The 15,857-nt window shown below is 45.0% G+C and carries 15 protein-coding genes; 8 read left to right on the forward strand and 7 right to left on the reverse strand.

Annotation, left to right across the window (positions count from 1 at the left end; all coding sequences use genetic code 11):
* Position 1: 1 nt before the first annotated feature.
* The 4 genes from AACT19_RS04405 to pspA all read right to left on the reverse strand — a co-directional run bounded on the left by AACT19_RS04405 (position 2) and on the right by pspA (position 2,493).
* Entirely contained in the window at positions 2–1,036 is a 1,035-nt protein-coding gene (locus AACT19_RS04405; RefSeq protein WP_076645476.1) for an efflux RND transporter periplasmic adaptor subunit, read from the reverse strand.
* A gap of 157 nt (positions 1,037–1,193) precedes the next feature.
* Positions 1,194–1,580, reverse strand: coding sequence for an envelope stress response membrane protein PspC (gene pspC / locus AACT19_RS04410; RefSeq protein ID WP_029405178.1), 387 nt, complete (start codon positions 1,578–1,580; stop codon positions 1,194–1,196).
* The gene (gene pspB / locus AACT19_RS04415; protein WP_029224500.1) at positions 1,573–1,806 is read right to left on the reverse strand and encodes an envelope stress response membrane protein PspB; all 234 of its coding nucleotides are present in this window, start codon (positions 1,804–1,806) and stop codon (positions 1,573–1,575) included. The genes pspC and pspB overlap by 8 nt, the downstream gene beginning before the upstream one ends.
* A gap of 15 nt (positions 1,807–1,821) precedes the next feature.
* Positions 1,822–2,493, reverse strand: coding sequence for a phage shock protein PspA (gene pspA / locus AACT19_RS04420; RefSeq protein ID WP_076645478.1), 672 nt, complete (start codon positions 2,491–2,493; stop codon positions 1,822–1,824).
* A 316-nt stretch (positions 2,494–2,809) separates the two neighbouring features.
* Between pspA and pspF the strand changes: the two genes are divergently transcribed.
* The 7 genes from pspF to AACT19_RS04455 all read left to right on the forward strand — a co-directional run bounded on the left by pspF (position 2,810) and on the right by AACT19_RS04455 (position 9,989).
* The gene (gene pspF / locus AACT19_RS04425; RefSeq protein ID WP_004734603.1) at positions 2,810–3,832 is read left to right on the forward strand and encodes a phage shock protein operon transcriptional activator; all 1,023 of its coding nucleotides are present in this window, start codon (positions 2,810–2,812) and stop codon (positions 3,830–3,832) included.
* A 102-nt stretch (positions 3,833–3,934) separates the two neighbouring features.
* Complete coding sequence (gene sapA, locus AACT19_RS04430) at positions 3,935–5,557, forward strand: ABC transporter substrate-binding protein SapA (RefSeq protein ID WP_076645480.1); 1,623 nt, start codon at positions 3,935–3,937, stop codon at positions 5,555–5,557.
* Complete coding sequence (locus tag AACT19_RS04435; RefSeq protein WP_004734601.1) at positions 5,557–6,519, forward strand: ABC transporter permease; 963 nt, start codon at positions 5,557–5,559, stop codon at positions 6,517–6,519. Before sapA ends, AACT19_RS04435 begins: the two co-directional genes overlap by 1 nt.
* The gene (gene sapC, locus AACT19_RS04440; protein WP_017078998.1) at positions 6,506–7,393 is read left to right on the forward strand and encodes a putrescine export ABC transporter permease SapC; all 888 of its coding nucleotides are present in this window, start codon (positions 6,506–6,508) and stop codon (positions 7,391–7,393) included. The genes AACT19_RS04435 and sapC overlap by 14 nt, the downstream gene beginning before the upstream one ends.
* Positions 7,393–8,394 (forward strand): peptide ABC transporter ATP-binding protein, encoded by a 1,002-nt coding sequence (locus tag AACT19_RS04445; protein ID WP_017078997.1) that lies wholly within the window; start codon positions 7,393–7,395, stop codon positions 8,392–8,394. Before sapC ends, AACT19_RS04445 begins: the two co-directional genes overlap by 1 nt.
* The gene (locus AACT19_RS04450; protein ID WP_004734598.1) at positions 8,391–9,173 is read left to right on the forward strand and encodes a peptide ABC transporter ATP-binding protein; all 783 of its coding nucleotides are present in this window, start codon (positions 8,391–8,393) and stop codon (positions 9,171–9,173) included. The genes AACT19_RS04445 and AACT19_RS04450 overlap by 4 nt, the downstream gene beginning before the upstream one ends.
* 36 nt (positions 9,174–9,209) lie before the next feature.
* Positions 9,210–9,989: a DUF2927 domain-containing protein gene (locus AACT19_RS04455; RefSeq protein WP_017090079.1), complete on the forward strand. Its 780-nt coding sequence runs from the start codon at positions 9,210–9,212 to the stop codon at positions 9,987–9,989.
* A gap of 232 nt (positions 9,990–10,221) precedes the next feature.
* Here the strand turns inward: AACT19_RS04455 and AACT19_RS04460 are convergent, their stop codons facing one another.
* Together AACT19_RS04460 and AACT19_RS04465 are read right to left on the reverse strand one after the other, a co-directional pair.
* A complete protein-coding gene (locus AACT19_RS04460) occupies positions 10,222–10,611 on the reverse strand; it encodes a DUF2750 domain-containing protein (RefSeq protein WP_004734596.1) in 390 nt (129 codons plus the stop codon).
* 149 nt (positions 10,612–10,760) lie between these two features.
* The gene (locus AACT19_RS04465; protein WP_017086200.1) at positions 10,761–11,666 is read right to left on the reverse strand and encodes a manganese-dependent inorganic pyrophosphatase; all 906 of its coding nucleotides are present in this window, start codon (positions 11,664–11,666) and stop codon (positions 10,761–10,763) included.
* A gap of 201 nt (positions 11,667–11,867) precedes the next feature.
* Here AACT19_RS04465 and AACT19_RS04470 point away from each other — a divergent pair, with 201 nt between their 5' ends.
* Positions 11,868–13,082 carry a putative manganese transporter gene (locus AACT19_RS04470; protein ID WP_076645482.1) on the forward strand — a complete coding sequence of 405 codons (1,215 nt, stop codon included), beginning with the start codon at positions 11,868–11,870 and terminating at the stop codon, positions 13,080–13,082.
* A gap of 294 nt (positions 13,083–13,376) precedes the next feature.
* On the opposite strand, the gene torA is transcribed toward AACT19_RS04470, so the two are convergent.
* The gene (torA, locus tag AACT19_RS04475; protein ID WP_004734593.1) at positions 13,377–15,839 is read right to left on the reverse strand and encodes a trimethylamine-N-oxide reductase TorA; all 2,463 of its coding nucleotides are present in this window, start codon (positions 15,837–15,839) and stop codon (positions 13,377–13,379) included.
* Between the last annotated feature and the right edge of the window lie 18 nt (positions 15,840–15,857).

Raw genomic sequence — 15,857 nt, forward strand, 5'->3', positions numbered from 1 at the left:
GTTATAGCCCCCTTTCCTTGATCCACTCTCGAACTTTAACGCCCGGTTCAAGACCATTAACACCAGAAGTTACGATGCGATCACCATCCTTCAACCCTGAAACAATATGGCGCTTTTCATCGATGATGATTGCGACATTTTCAACAATACCGTCGCTATTCACGCGCCACACAGAGACATCATCGCCATCAGTCATCATTGCTGATGTGGGAATTTTTGTGGCGGCCGCTAACGCTGAAACTAAATGAACTGTGCCTGACATACCCGGCAAAATACCAACATCGGTGGGTCTTTCCATTACCATGGTGACTTTGTACGACCCGGTTTTGGGATCCGCTTCAGTATCAACTTCTTGGAATGCTAAAGCGTAGGAGCTACCAGGGAAAGCATCAAAAACCATGGTTGCATCCGTCTCAAACCCTGAAGAAAAGCGCGTGATAAGTTGGTCGGGTAATAAGAATACGACTTTGAGGATTTGATTCGTTTGAATATTCATCACGCCTTGTTTGGCAGCGATATATTCATGGTTTTCAGCAGGAATGATGGAGATAGTACCATCGTAAGGCGCAACCAAAGTGGTATAACGTAGGTTGGCTTTTGCTTGGTTAAGCACCGCTTTAGCAGAATTATGATTAGCTTTCGCTTGGTCGAAGTCTTGCTCAGATACGACGCGATCTTTGCGCAATTTAATTGAACGTTGGTATTGAACATCGGCAAGCTTAAAGTTGGCTCTCGCTTGCTTCTCTAACAACTGATATTCGTCAGGATTAAGCGTTGCAAGCCCATCACCTTTGGTAACCTGTTGACCAGATGTGACATCGATAGTCTGAAGTAGCCCTGGAACACGAAATGCCAGTACTGCTTTGTCACCCGCTTCTGTGGTGGCTGGAAAGCTACGTTCAAAGGCATTACTACCGACGGAGACAGTGAAGAGTTTGGCGGGTCTAGAATCAGGTTCAGGTACGGGAGGAAGCTCCTTACCACACCCAGACAACCCAGCTAAGGCTGCCAATAGGACAACGGAGGCTCTATACATTAGTGATCATCCATAACTATAAATATTTTTATAACATAGATTAATCACATGTAACTTACCAGTTATCGTAAGATTTATTTAGACAAAATTATTAAAAAAAATAACGGCTTGGAATAAATTTTCCTAAACCGTTATCTAATCTTTTTTAGGTTTACCACTACATGTTCTTAAATGCGCGATCGACTTTGAAAGTATCCGAAGTCACATAAGCTTCCATATTGCGGACACTGGTCTCTAACTTCTGGAAATCACCCTCTAAAGTGCCCAGTAACGACTCTGCCGTTTGCCCTTTTTCCCAAGGTTTTTGCTTGAGCGTGTGCTCTTGTTTGGCCTTCATCTGATCGACATACTGAGGTGGTTGTTTTTCAAGCATAAATGTCAAAGCTAAATACGCTAATAACACCAAAAAGCTACCACCAAGCAGTGCCGCCGAGATAACCAAGATGCGAACCAACCACACTTCAAGGCCAAAGTAGTTTGCTAACCCTGCGCACACTCCAGATAACTTACCGTTAATTGGGTCGCGATACAGTTCTCTACTCATAGTTTCGTCTCCAGCTTGGCGACTCCGCATCCAGTATTTTTTCCAGTGTTTTCACACGATCTTGCATGGATTCAGCTTGTGCAGAAAGCTTATGCAGACGATCAAGATCCGTTTCTGAAAGACCATTACTGGATTTCTTCTTGCTACGGTAATGTAAGAACAACCATAGCGGTGCCACAAAGATTAAAAAGACAATCAGTGGACCTGCAATTAGAAATGTTGACATAGACAACTCCTAAAATTATTTATCGCGGTTTTCAACTTGTTGCTTCAGTTTCGCCAGCTCTTTTTCAATTTCATCTTGAGCTTGTAGATCTGCAAATTCTTGGTCTAACGATTTTGCGTTACCTGTTTTGGCGTAAACATCTGCTTCAGCTTCTAATTCATCCACTTTACGCGAGAATTGCTCAAACTTCGCCATTGCTTCGTGGGTTTTGCTTGAATGCAGATGCTTTTGAACATCACGACGATTGCTTGCCGCATTATTACGAATCATTAATGCTTGCTGCTTCGCACGTGTTTCTGCGATTTTGGTTTCAAGCTTGCCAATCTCACTGGTCAGCTTTTCGATGGTTTCGTGAACCAAGGTTTGCTCTGTGCGAAGGCTTTTGATTATATCTTCAAGTTTTTGCTTTTCGATTAGCGCCGCTCTAGCTAAATCTTCACGTTGTTTAGTTAGTGCTAGCGTCGCTTTGTTTTGCCAATCTAGGATCTGAGTTTCGATAGCTTCAACTTTACGCGCTAACTCTTTTTTATCTGCGATAGCTTTAGCGGAGTTAGTACGAACCTCAACCAGCGTATCTTCCATTTCTTGGATAATCAGGCGAATCATCTTTTCAGGATCTTCAGCCTTGTCTAAAAGTGCACTGATGTTCGAATTTACAATGTCTGCAAAGCGAGAAAAAATACCCATGAGGAACTCCTTAATTACAATGATGGCAAATGTGCTTTAAAGCGTTATTCGATTTCTCAATCCACTTGCTCAAAAATTTACGTTTGTTGTTAAACCTACCATAAGTAATCCAAGTAGCGTGCCAACTTTTAAGCCATTTATTATCAGATACTTACAATAAAATGGTGATTAACCCTAACCATGCTATGATGAATTTAGCCAAGTATTGGTATTTTTCACCACTACGACTCTTATATTTAAGCTATTTACATGACGTGACTTAAATAAAGCTATCTAAATCACATCCATCGGCGCTCAAATCGCACAAGGACCCGCTATGCAGCAGAACCTCATTGGTGAATCACCTAGCTTTCTCTCTGTTTTAGATAAAGTATCCCAACTCGCACCAATAGAAAGACCCATTCTGATCATTGGCGAGCGTGGTACGGGTAAAGAGTTGATCGCACAAAGACTGCATTACCTTTCAAGGCGATGGGATCAGCCGTTGATCTCACTTAATTGCTCAACACTCAGTGAGGGTTTAATTGATTCTGAGTTGTTTGGTCACGAGTCTGGTTCCTTTACTGGTTCAAAAGGTCGTCATCAGGGTCGATTTGAAAGAGCGGAAGGTGGAACACTGTTTCTTGATGAGCTCGCGACCACACCTCTGGCCGTTCAAGAGAAGCTATTGCGCGTTATTGAATACGGGCAGTATGAACGTGTCGGTGGACAAAAAGCTTTAAGTGCCAACGTAAGACTGGTTTGCGCGACCAACGCTGACTTGCCAGACATGGCATTAAGGGGCGAATTCAGAGCCGACTTATTGGACAGGCTCGCGTTTGACGTGATTACTATCCCCCCTCTTCGAGAGCGAAAAGAAGACATCACGCTGCTGGCAGAATACTACGCCATTAAGATGTGCCGTGAATTAGAATTGGAGTTGTTTGTTGGCTTTGCTCCGTCTGCCGTAGAGGCGCTGCTGGATTATTCATGGCCAGGGAATGTGCGAGAACTCAAGAACGTTATTGAGCGCGCAGTCTACCAGCATGGTAAAGACCCATATCCTATTGAATCTTTGGTGTTTAACCCATTCAAACCCGCATGGAAAATAGATCAAGATTCCACGCATGAAATTGGCAATGCGCCGTCCAACAGCCATACTTCATCAGAGAGCTCGTTTTCTTTGCCACTTGATTACAAAGCATGGCAAGAACAACAAGACATCAAGCTGCTCAATCAAGCCCTAAAGCAAAGCAAGTATAACCAGAAACAAGCAGCAGAATTACTTGGATTAACCTACAACCAATTACGTGGAATGGTGAGGAAGTACGCGATTGTCGGACAAGCTAACGATAAATAGCTGTCAGCACTTGATTATTATTTGGAGCCGAATAAATAAAATGTTAAATTATCCGGATCTTGAGGCTCCTCTAACGCCTCGTTTCGAAAAGTATTTCTTTTTATGAAAGCACTAATACGACTATCACTGAGCATCTGCACGCTGAGCTTTTTAGCTGGATGTGGTGAGAGTGTGAATCACGAGCAAATCCGTGAGAAAGGCTTCATTTATTGCGGCCAAGGTAATCCTAGTACTTTCAACCCACAACTGGTTGATAGTGGCATTACCTCAGAATCGCTGAGCCCTCAAATTTTCGATACACTGCTCACTCTTGATCCAATGACTTATCGACCAAAACAGAACTTGGCAACAAGTTGGTCTGTCGATGAATCGGGTACAGAGTACACGTTCAAACTGCGCCCTAATGTTGCGTTTCAAACCACAGACTGGTTTACCCCAACTCGCAGTATGAATGCACAAGATGTGGTCTTTAGTTTTGAGCGAATCATTGACAGTTCAAACCCATTTCATTATGTAGGCGGCGGCCTATACCCATGGTTTGCCGGTATCGACTTCCAAAACCTGATCGTCGATATCACTGCGGTTGATGACCTGACGGTGAAATTCCAATTAAGTCGCCCAGACAATTCATTCCTCAACAATATCGCCACCAGCTATGCGGTCATTCATTCTAAAGAATATGCCAATAAACTCATTGCTACGGATGAAAAGAATGAAATAGACTCTAAGCCCGTTGGCACAGGTCCTTTCTACTTGGATGAATACCAAATCAATGATCTAGTTCGCTTGAAAAAGAACAAGCACTATTGGAAGGGTGACGTAGAAATGGACCAAGTTGTGTTTGATACTTCACAACGTGGGACAGGGACTCTTGCCAAGCTACTTCGTAGTGAGTGTGATGTATTGAACTCACCGATTTCTAGTCAGATTCCTATTATTCAAGCTCATGAAGAGTTGAAGATTTCCGCCACGCCTGCGGTTAATGTCTCTTTCATCGCCCTGAACACCGAGCACCCTGCACTGCGTGACTCACGAGTGCGCAAAGCGCTGAACTTGGCTATCAATCGCCAGAACATTCTTGATTCTGTTTATTACGGTACGGGCACGAAAGCCTACACTCTCTTGCCACCGACCTCTTGGGCTTACCAAAAAGACAGCGTTCAAGTTCGCTATGACCGCAACTACGCAGTTGCGCTTCTTAAAGAAGCCGGGGTAGAACCTGGGCTAGAACTTTCAATGTGGGTGCCATTAGAGCCAAGAGCCTACAACCCAAGCCCAAGGAAAACGGCAGAATTAATCCAAGCAAATTTAGCTGATATTGGTATCGAACTTAAGCTCTATACCGACGACCGATTTGATCGTACACAGCTATCATCCATTTCCTCAACAGACTTGTTGCTCACAGGTTGGATCGGCAATACGGGCGACCCAGACAACTTCTTGCGTCCGCTTCTTTCATGTAGCTCAGAGCGCGCAGGATTAAACGTCTCTATGTGGTGTAACTCTGACTTTGATTTCCTTCTCGACTTAGCATTAGAGATCAATCAACAAAGGCACCGTGTGAACTTGTATCGACAAGCCCAAAACATTCTCAATGAAGAAGTTCCTGTGATTCCTCTCGCTCATGGCGTGCAATTCCGCGTGCACGATCGTTCGCTAAGTGGCTTTAAGCAGAGCCCGTTCAATACTCAACCTTTTGATCAAGTCAGAAGAGAGGTGCAGTGATGTTTTGGTATACATTAAGACGTGTAAACTTATTCATTATCACACTGGGGATCCTGACGTTAGTGGGGTTCGCTCTGCTTCGACTAGACCAAACCTCACCTTGGGCGATTCAAGACTTTTGGCCCGGTTGGCTTAGCTATATCACAGAATTATCGACACTGAACTTTGGCTTGAGCAAGCACGGAGCGCCTATCATCGATGAGCTTGTCGTGGTATTCCCTGCAACGTTAGAACTGTGTTTCTTTGCTTTTGTGCTTGCGCTGTTTATCGGCATCCCTTTCGGCACTATTGCTGGCATGAGACAGGGCAAGTTTGTCGATACCACCATATCGTTTACTTCAATGGCCGGTTACTCTGCACCTATATTTTGGGTCGCACTACTGATGATCATGGTGTTTTCGTTGCACTTTGAGATGTTCCCAGTTGGTGGGCGATACGACCTGCTTTACGAAATCGAACACGTCACTGGCTTCGCTATAATTGATGCCTTTTTTGCTGAGGGTCGTTATCGAGCACACGCACTGCAAAGTGTTATCGAACATATGGCGTTACCTTGTCTTGTATTGGCACTCGCCCCAACGACTCAGGTAATTCGACTGATGAGAGCGTCAGTGGCTGAAGTGATGACTCAAAACTACATCCGCGCCGCACGAATTAAAGGTCTTTCAACAAGAGAGATCGTCACGCAGCACGTGTTAAGAAATGCGATACCACCGATTATTCCTAAGGTCGGCGTTCAACTATCAAGTATGTTAACGCTCGCTATTATTACCGAGTCTATCTTTAACTGGCCGGGTATTGGCCGCTGGTTATTGGATGCTTTATCTAATCAAGATTACGTTTCAATTCAAGCTGGCGTAATAGTGGTAGCAACCTTGGTTTTGACCGCCAACATTCTGTCCGATCTATTGGGCGCGATGGTCAATCCACTGGTAAGGAAGGAATGGTATGCTAACAAATAACGTCTACCAAGAAGAGCAGATTCCAACCCAGTTCGAGCGTTTCTGGCGCAGCTTCCGTGGCAATAATCTCGCTATGTTTGGACTGTGGTGTTTGGCCTTGATCATTCTAATCACCGTCACTTCACCATGGCTAGCTCCGCATGATGCTCAAGAACAAACGGGACACCTATTAACCCCACCCTCTTGGGATCCCTCAGGAACAGTTGAGTATTTCTTAGGTACCGATGACTTAGGCCGAGATATTCTTTCTCGTCTGATTATCGGCTCTCAGCTGACGTTTGGTGCGGCGGTAGTGATTACCTTTATCGCAGCAGTCATTGGTTGCCTGATTGGCGTACTTGCGGGGATGACTCGTGGATTACTATCAAGCACGCTAAACCACCTGCTTGATACCGTTATGTCGATTCCGTCTCTGTTACTGGCAATTATCTTCGTGGCGTTTCTTGGGTTTGGCGAGTTTAATATCTTGCTTGCCTTATGTTTAGCATTGATTCCACGCTTTATTCGTTCGGTATACATTGCCGTGCACGCTGAGGTAGAAAAAGACTATATTTTGGCTTCTCGCCTCGATGGTGCGAACGACTTCTACCTGTTATGGAATTCAATCCTTCCTAATATTCTTACCGTGGTGGCACTTGAAATTACGCTGGCATTGTCAGTCGCCATTCTTGATATCACGGCTTTGGGTTTCTTAGGGCTTGGCGCTCAAGCACCAAGTACCGAATGGGGCTCAATCTTGGGTGACTCTGTAGAGCTGATTTACCTTGCGCCATGGACAGTAACCCTACCCGGTTTAGCCATTATGTTTACAGTGATCGTGATTAACCTCGTCGGTGAAGGTGTTCGCCAAGCGCTAAATGCAGGAATCGAATAATGCCTTTACTTGATATTCGACATCTAACCATCGAGATTGAGACCCCTCAAGGGATGGTTAAAGCCGTTGATAGAATGAGTCTTACCCTCAATGAAGGGGAAATTCGCGGCTTAGTAGGTGAATCAGGCTCAGGCAAGAGCTTAGTTGCAAAAGCGATCGTTGGGGTTTGTAAAGAAAACTGGAAAGTATCTGCCGACCGAATGCGCCTTGGCAATATCGACCTCCTGCAACTGACACCCAAAGAACGACGCCGAGTCATTGCTCGTGATATCGCGATGATCTTTCAAGAGCCATCCTCCTGTCTTGATCCATCTGAAAAAGTGGGCCATCAACTTATTGAAGCGATTCCTTCCTATTCGTTTGAAGGTCGGTGGTGGCAGAGATTCAAATGGCGTAAGAAGCAGGCCATCGCTCTACTGCACAAAGTCGGTATTAAAGATCACTCTCGTCTTATGGACAGTTACTCTTACGAGTTGACCGATGGTGAGTGTCAAAAAGTCATGATCGCCATGGCTATCGCAGCCAAACCAAAAGTCTTGATCGCTGATGAACCAACCAACGATCTAGATCCGATTACACAGTCTCAAATATTGCGTCTGTTGAGTCGTATGAATCAGATCAATAACACGACCATAGTGCTGATCGGCCATGACTTAACCACCATTACTCAATGGGCAACTCGCATTACCGTTATGTACTGTGGTCAGTCTGTGGAATCAGCGGATACGCAGAAGCTGTTAGATGCACCTAAACACCCATATACCGTCGCGCTGCTGAAAGCGATGCCAGACTTTAACGACTGGATTCCCCATAAAGAGAAGCTACAGTCTTTACCAGGTTCAATCCCTCCGTTGCAGCACCTTCCTATTGGTTGTCGACTAGGACCACGTTGCCCGTATGCGCAAAGGCAATGTGTTGAGATTCCTTATACCAAACGAATCAAAAACCATAAGTTCAATTGTCACTTCCCTCTTAACATGGAGAAGAAAAAGAAATCATGAGTGCATTATTAGAAGTCATTGATTTATCTAAAGACTTTACGACTCGCTCTGGTCTTTTCCGTAAAAAGATTCATCAGGCAGTGAAACCAGTAAGCTTTTCGCTTGAGGCGGGACAGACGATTGGTTTTATCGGTCAGAATGGTTCAGGAAAGTCGACATTAGCAAGAATGCTAGCGGGCATGGTAGAGCCAACTGCGGGCGAGATTCGTGTGAACGGTGAAAAGCTAGAGCACAAGGACTACTCGACTCGCTGTAAGCTGATTCGAATGATCTTCCAAGATCCGAACACCTCGCTTAACCCGCGCATTCAGATTGGTCGAATTCTTGAAGGTCCATTAAAGCGAAACACCAATATGCCACCAGAAGCCCGTATGCGTCGTGTGAAAGACACCCTGTTACGTGTGGGCCTTCTACCGGAACATGCTTACTTCTACCCGCAGATGCTGGCTGCAGGCCAAAAACAAAGGGTTTGTTTGGCTCGTGCGTTAATCCTTCAACCATCAATCATTGTTGCAGACGAAGCGTTGAATGGTTTGGACATGGCAATGCGCTCTCAAATCATCAATTTGTTCTTAGAGCTACAAGAAGAGATGGGCGTATCGTTCGTCTACGTATCTCAACACCTTGGTATTGTTAAACACATTACCGACAAAATCATCGTCATGCACGAAGGTAATGTGGTTGAGAGTGGGGAAACGGATCAAGTGTTAACCAATCCAACTCACCAAATCACCCAAAGATTGGTTGAGAGCCATTTCTCCAAAGCGCCGAACCACTAATCTCGAATCACGCTACGTTCAACAAAGGGGAAAGGTATGTTATTAAGAGCTTCAATGCTTCCCCTTTTGTTGGCGCTGTTTTCCTTTAACGCAACAAGCACACCCCTCACCTGGCTAGATAGAAGCTTCGTCGAAACTGCCTTTTATAACGTCGCACTTCAACACGAATATTCCCAAGGCAACAAACCACTCGCCAAATGGAAACAACCGATCAAGATTTGGATCGATCATCGAGTGGGTGATGAAGAACTGCATCAAGAGCTCACAGAGCTTCATATCCGACACTTATCCGAAGTCACTCAGCACCCGATAACAATCGTCAACAAAGAGTCTGAAGCGAACGTAAAATGGATATACACGAGGCAAAGTCAGTGGGTATCTGAGGCGAAATTGGTGCTCAAACTCAAATCAACTGAGCACTTAAACAACGCTATTTGCACGGCGGGTTATCGAACAAATTCTAAAGGTGAGATTGTTTACGCTGGGATTGTTATTCCCGTTGATCAAGCAAGATCTCGAGGTAAGCTCGTCGCCTGTATCGTGGAAGAAATCACACAGGTTTTAGGCCTGCCGAATGATTCAGATAAAGCCTACCCTTCTATTTTCAATGACCATACGCCAGAAGACTTATTATCACCCTTAGATGTGGTGCTACTAAAGCTACTGTATGAGCCGGAATTGAAAGCTGGAATGACAAAATCTGAAGTAAAACCAATTGTTCGAAAGATACTAAAGCAATACAGCGAAACTGGCGTGCTCCAACAAGCTTCAAAAGCCGCGCAGCAAGCACCGTTATATCAGTTAATTGGGTACTAATGGAATAACTGGCTACAAACAGAAATATTGAATACTAACGGAATGATCGAGTACTAACGGAATAACTAGCCACGCACAGGAATATTGAGGGCTAACGGAAGAATTGAGTACTAACGGAAATAGGCAGGGACGTTACTTTGTTTGTCTGAACAGCTTAGATGGGAAAATAGAATGATAGCGCTGCCTAAGAAAAGGCAACGCTGACTTACCGTGTAACCATGTTACGAAAGCACTAGCGCTTAGCAGCCTGCTTTTTCAATTCGAAGTCGAACTCATCCGGAAACAAGATAACACCTTCTTCCTGTTCGTTCGGGAACACAACCACTGCAAGCTCGTCATCTTCTAGACCGTTAGTCCAACGGCTGTGCCATTTGTTCAACGAGATAGACTCAGCTTTACACTCAGACCAATCACCCGTAGCCCAAGATTCAGCAAACTCTTGATTTGGCCATACTGGAACACAGTCTTCATCTTCTGTGTTAAGCATTACACAACCGTGTTCATCGGTTAAGATCCATACTTCACGGTTCGCTACGATTTCTTTCACACAGTACTTTAGGCGTTGCTCACCCGTATACTTATTGATTTCAGCAATTTTTTTATCGTCTAGCTGTGTAGTCATCTTAATTTCCTACTTTAGTCAGTAACTTTGCTCTTAAAGCTATTTTATGCCGAGAGCTTTTAACTTCAAACATTTTCGATGAAGAAGAAAATCCACTTCAAAGAAAAACGCCTGCTAAATTAGCAGGCGTTTATAATTAAGCGACTTGATTAAACAAGCTCACCCTGTAACCAAGGCCAGCCTTGCTTCTTACGGCTTAATGTATTTTCCATCATTAATACGCCGTCTTTCTCGTGCTTGACCAGTTTATCAGCCCACTCGCCTTTGTATAGAAGGTGAGTTTGCGCAGTAGTGATATCTGTTAGCATTACCGCAGCAAATGCTAGACCGTCTTTCTCACAACGTTCTTCAAGATCCGCTTCTAGCGCTTCAATCATGCCATCTACTTGCTCAAGAGTCGCAAGCTCAACTTGACCAACAACAACATCACGACCGTTGAATGGGTAGCCTTTAAGGTCTTTTTCTACTAGTTGTGCAGCAGATAGGCCTTCGATGTTTGTCTTAGCGATTAGAAGCGCTTTGATGAATGCATCAATGTCAGTCACGCCAGCGATTTCAGCAAGCTCAGCAACCGCGTCTTTGTCTTTTTGAGTACATGTTGGAGAAGCAAAACCAACCGTGTCTGAAAGAATTGCAGACATCATCAGTTTAGCGATTTGTTGAGAGATAGAGTGACCTTCAATCTTGAACATGTTGAAAAGTACAGTATTTGTACAACCAACAGGCCAGATCCAAGCTTCCATAGGGTTAACTGTCATCGCGTCACCTAAACGGTGGTGATCGACAATACCTACGATCTCAGCTTCAGCAACATCGTCCGGTGCTTGTGCTAGATCTGAGTAGTCTACTAACCAGATTTTTTCACCAGCAACAGAAGTACGAAGTTCTGGTTTTTCAGCACCAGCGACTTCTAGAATGTGTTGAGTTTCGCGGTTGATCTCGCCTTGGCGAATTGGTGTCGCTTCCTCGCCACGAGCTTTAAGAAGCTCTGTTGCAACTAACGCACTACAAATACTGTCACTATCAGGGTTTTTGTGACCAACAACTAAAATCATGTTTCTTCCTATTACACTAACAATTATGACTCTACCTTTAGAGCCTCTCTTTATTAGTCATACTTTACCTCATTTTTTCAGGTTGGTCATGTTTCGTAGGTTTAGCCAATGGTAACAATAGATAAAAAAACAACAAATGCAATTGATAATTATTATCATTCGTATATATTTATCTTAAGCCACTAATTTTGAGTAACACCTATGGATCGACTAATCTCTTTTTTGCCAAGCAGTAGCGCTGCGAAAACAACTCAGTTTTCACTGTCATTTAAGCGCCTGCTTTTACCTATCTCACTTGCAGCTTTAGTTATGGCGCCTGCCACGCGAGAATTGACGGTCACGACCTTGTCAGACGCCTTTTGGGCCGTGTCTTGTTATGTTGCTTTGACCTTAGCGATTTACCACGGGTTAAGCCTGTATATCAACAAAGATAATGTCTTCAACAAGCTCGTCCATCAATCCCGTTCAAACCAAGTGGTATTCGCTGCACTTATGGGGGCGCTACCCGGCTGTGGCGGTGCGATCGTGGTGACCACACAATTTATCTCGGGCAAACTCGGATTCGGCGCAGTTGTTGCTGTGCTCGTCTCAACCATGGGTGATGCGGCCTTCCTGCTCATTGCAAGCGAACCCAAGACTGGTTTAGCCATGATGGCGATGGGCGTGATTGTCGGAACTGCGTCAGGTCGAATCATTAACTTGTTTCACGCAGACGACTTCTTACGCCCAAAAAAAGCAGAGAAAAATGAAGCGGTGAGCAGCTGTGCTTCTCAATCTCAAGACAAAGAAGCAGTATCGAAAAAAGCGATCAACCTACAAGGTTATCTATGGTCTGTACTCATTATTCCAGGTGCTGCGGTTGCCCTACTTGGCTCTTTTCAAGTGGATGTGAATGAGTTGCTCGCTTTGCCCGAAATGTCGATGGAATGGGCAGGAACTATTTTGCTGATTAGCTCGATGTTTCTATGGGGTCTCACCCGTGAAATTGAAGATTACAAATCAGCCGTAAGTGAAGACGAAAAATGTGTAGGCTCTCATCCACTACAAAAAACGGCTCAAGATACTAACTTCGTTACTGCATGGGTGGTGGTTGCTTTTCTTTTCTTCGAATTTGGCTCTGTGATAGCAAATGTCGATTTTGCGACGCTATTCTCAAGCTGGGGCATGATGCTCCCCCTGGCGGGAGTGTTGATGGGCTTGCTACCGGGGTGTGGTCCGCAATTGCTGGTCACTAGCCTGTACCTTTCTGGTGCACTGCCACTGTCAGCTCAGGTAGGTAACGCAATTTCGAATGACGGTGATGCGCTATTCCCTGCGATTGCGATGGCACCGAAAGCCGCTCTTGTCGCGACCTTGTATTCCAGCGTTCCCGCTTTGATTTGTGCATACGGTTACTGGTTTATGTTTGAGATCTAACTTGAGTACAGTTAACTCCATAGGTTTCTATTAGGTCGGTACTTTGTATTGGCCTTTTTGTTTCCATCTGCCTAAGCCCTTACAACAGGTTCTTTGTACATTCCCTTTCTGCTTCATGCTTCTACAGCCTACCTCAAACAGCACGTTACAGCCTGTCTCAAAACGCCCCTCTTGGCGCTATTACAATGCTTAGTTAGAAATCCCAGCACGTACACTAGAAAAACAAAAAGCCCCTGTAATAGTACTTACAGGGGCTTTAATTCAAGCTTTAATCTTGGTTCTTAAGTACAAGACTTAAGAAACTTCGATTGGACCACCGAATGAAGTTACTGGAGGCAGTTTGCCTTGGAACTTCTCGAAGTTAACCAAACATGTGTTTGCTGACGTTGCTTGAGCAAGTTCAGACGTACCGATGTCTTGAGTTAGTGTGTTTGGATCGCCGTATGTATCTAGCGCGCCCACTTTCTCGTTGATCGGGCCGTACCAAGCACCTTCTTCGATACGAACAACACCAGGAGCGTAGCTATCCATTAGAACAGCACCTGCTAGTAGTTGACCACGATCGTTGAACACACGTACTACATCGCCATCTTTGATGCCTTTCTTCTTAGCATCGACTGGGTTGATGTAGATAGGCTCACGGCCTTGTACCGCGTAAGTCGCACGCCACTCTTCAGATTCACACATCTGAGAGTGAAGACGCTTGTCTGGGTGACAAGATTGTAGCCAGTACGGGTGTTTGTCAGAGCCTGGACCACCATGTGAACGTTCAGATTTCTCGAACCACATTGGGTGTTCTTGACAGTGCTCGTAACCCATGTTGCCAACTGTACGGCTTGTGATTTCGATGAAACCAGAAGGAGTACCTAGTGCGTTGATCTCTGGATCTTCACGGAATGAAGCGTGACGAGTCCATGGCTTACCTTTACCGAAGTCTAGGAAACCTTTTTCCCAGAACTCTGCAAACTCAGGCATTTCGAACTTGCCTTCGTTTTCCGCGCGACATTCGTCATACAGAGATTTAACCCACTGCATTTCGTCCATACCACGCGTGTAATCGTCGTAACGACCCCAACGCTTAGTTAGGCTAGACATGATCTCGAAGTCAGTCTTAGACTGGAACAGAGGATCCACTAGCTTGTGCATTGCGATCAAACCACGGCCAGAGTACGCACCGTAGCCATCAATATCGTTACGTTCCCACTGAGTACATGCAGGAAGCACGATATCAGAGTGACGACAAGTTGCAGTCCAAGCGAAATCAACAGCCACTACAGTTTGTAGACTCTTGAATGCTTTACGCATCTTGTTGCGATCTTGGTGGTGGTGCCACGGGTTGTTACCACTGAATACCATCATCTTAATGTCTGGTAGCGTTACAGTAGAACCGTTCGCTTTGATCTTCTTACCTGGTTCAAGCAAGCTATCAACCCAACGAGCTACTGGAATTACGCGGCTGTAACCGTTGTAATCTGTATTCGTGTGTTTAGGTGATTGACCTTGGTCGATGTTCAACGGGAAAGAACCCGGAGCAGCGAAACCAGTTGAAGATACACCGATACCTGAGTAGTGGTGACCGTAAGAGATACCACCACCCGGAAGACCAATTTGGCCAACCATTGCTGCGATAACTGCACACATCCAGTAAGGCTGTTCACCGTGCTCTTGACGTTGGATACTCCAACCAACAAGAATCTGCGTACGACCGTTAACCAGCATCTTAGCGAATTCACGGATAGAGTCCGCGCTTGCGCCACAGATAGCCGAAGCCCACTCTGGTGTCTTCTCAACTTTATCTTTCGTTTCACCTTGAACGTACTTGATGAAGTCTTCAAAACCTAGACAGTAAGTTTCGATGAACTTCTTGTCGTATAGACCTTCGTTGTAAAGAACGTGAGCAACACCAAGCATGAACGCCACATCAGTTTGTGGGTTGATGTACATCTGCTCGTTTTCTAGGTAACGGCCTGTTTTGTTTTGAACAGGGTCAACAGAAACAACGTTGATCTCTTTCTTAGCAACTTTCTCTTTCAGCTGTTCTAGGTATGCGAACGACTCGTGAGTCTCACATGTCCAACCTACTTGAAGGTTTTTAACTGGATCGTTACCCCAAAGAACAATGTTGTCACTGTTTTCTAGGATAAGTTCCCAAGATGTACCTTGTGCGTAAACTTCAGTCGAACCTAGCACGTAAGGCATGATCGTTTGACCAGCACCTGTTGAGTAGTCACCGATTTTTTTCACAGAGTAACCGTGAAGTGCCATTGCACGTTGCATGTGGTTAGTACAGCTATGGAACTGACCCGTTTGTCTCCAACCAGTTTGACCTGTGTGAAGTGCCCATGGACCGTAATCTTTCTGTACGCGCTCTAGTTCGCGGTAAACAAGGTCTAGTGCCTCATCCCAAGTCACACGAATAAAGCGGTTGTTACCACGCGTGTCTGCGCTGTATTTATGCTTCTTCAACCAATCAAGGCGAACCATAGGGTAACGCACACGCGATGGGCTGTAGATAATACCTTTAATACCTTTCAACATCTCAGTTGGGTGCTGATCGATTTCTAGAGGTTTAATTTCTTGCACTTTACCCGCGTAAACGCGAGCTCGGAATGCACCCCAGTGAGAGCCAGAGACTTTCCACGCGCCGTCTGTTTCTGCAGCAGACGCTGATGCCGACGCCAATAAGCTTGGACCGATAACCGATGCCGCACTTGTAGTAGCGACACCTTTCAGAAAACTTCTTCTTGTAATTGCCATTGTGTTACTCCAATTGAC

It is taken from the genome of Vibrio sp. 10N.222.47.A9 (genome assembly GCF_963872585.1).
Lineage (GTDB): Bacteria > Pseudomonadota > Gammaproteobacteria > Enterobacterales > Vibrionaceae > Vibrio > Vibrio splendidus.

What these genes read in the sequence shown, in the direction of transcription:
- AACT19_RS04405 (WP_076645476.1), bottom strand. Translation starts at nt 1,036, where the DNA reads ATGTATAGAGCCTCCGTTGTCCTATTGGCAGCCTTAGCTGGGTTGTCT.
- pspC (WP_029405178.1), bottom strand. Translation starts at nt 1,580, where the DNA reads ATGAGTAGAGAACTGTATCGCGACCCAATTAACGGTAAGTTATCTGGA.
- pspB (WP_029224500.1), bottom strand. Translation starts at nt 1,806, where the DNA reads ATGTCAACATTTCTAATTGCAGGTCCACTGATTGTCTTTTTAATCTTT.
- pspA (WP_076645478.1), bottom strand. Translation starts at nt 2,493, where the DNA reads ATGGGTATTTTTTCTCGCTTTGCAGACATTGTAAATTCGAACATCAGT.
- pspF (WP_004734603.1), top strand. Translation starts at nt 2,810, where the DNA reads ATGCAGCAGAACCTCATTGGTGAATCACCTAGCTTTCTCTCTGTTTTA.
- sapA (WP_076645480.1), top strand. Translation starts at nt 3,935, where the DNA reads ATGAAAGCACTAATACGACTATCACTGAGCATCTGCACGCTGAGCTTT.
- AACT19_RS04435 (WP_004734601.1), top strand. Translation starts at nt 5,557, where the DNA reads ATGTTTTGGTATACATTAAGACGTGTAAACTTATTCATTATCACACTG.
- sapC (WP_017078998.1), top strand. Translation starts at nt 6,506, where the DNA reads ATGCTAACAAATAACGTCTACCAAGAAGAGCAGATTCCAACCCAGTTC.
- AACT19_RS04445 (WP_017078997.1), top strand. Translation starts at nt 7,393, where the DNA reads ATGCCTTTACTTGATATTCGACATCTAACCATCGAGATTGAGACCCCT.
- AACT19_RS04450 (WP_004734598.1), top strand. Translation starts at nt 8,391, where the DNA reads ATGAGTGCATTATTAGAAGTCATTGATTTATCTAAAGACTTTACGACT.
- AACT19_RS04455 (WP_017090079.1), top strand. Translation starts at nt 9,210, where the DNA reads ATGTTATTAAGAGCTTCAATGCTTCCCCTTTTGTTGGCGCTGTTTTCC.
- AACT19_RS04460 (WP_004734596.1), bottom strand. Translation starts at nt 10,611, where the DNA reads ATGACTACACAGCTAGACGATAAAAAAATTGCTGAAATCAATAAGTAT.
- AACT19_RS04465 (WP_017086200.1), bottom strand. Translation starts at nt 11,666, where the DNA reads ATGATTTTAGTTGTTGGTCACAAAAACCCTGATAGTGACAGTATTTGT.
- AACT19_RS04470 (WP_076645482.1), top strand. Translation starts at nt 11,868, where the DNA reads ATGGATCGACTAATCTCTTTTTTGCCAAGCAGTAGCGCTGCGAAAACA.
- torA (WP_004734593.1), bottom strand. Translation starts at nt 15,839, where the DNA reads ATGGCAATTACAAGAAGAAGTTTTCTGAAAGGTGTCGCTACTACAAGT.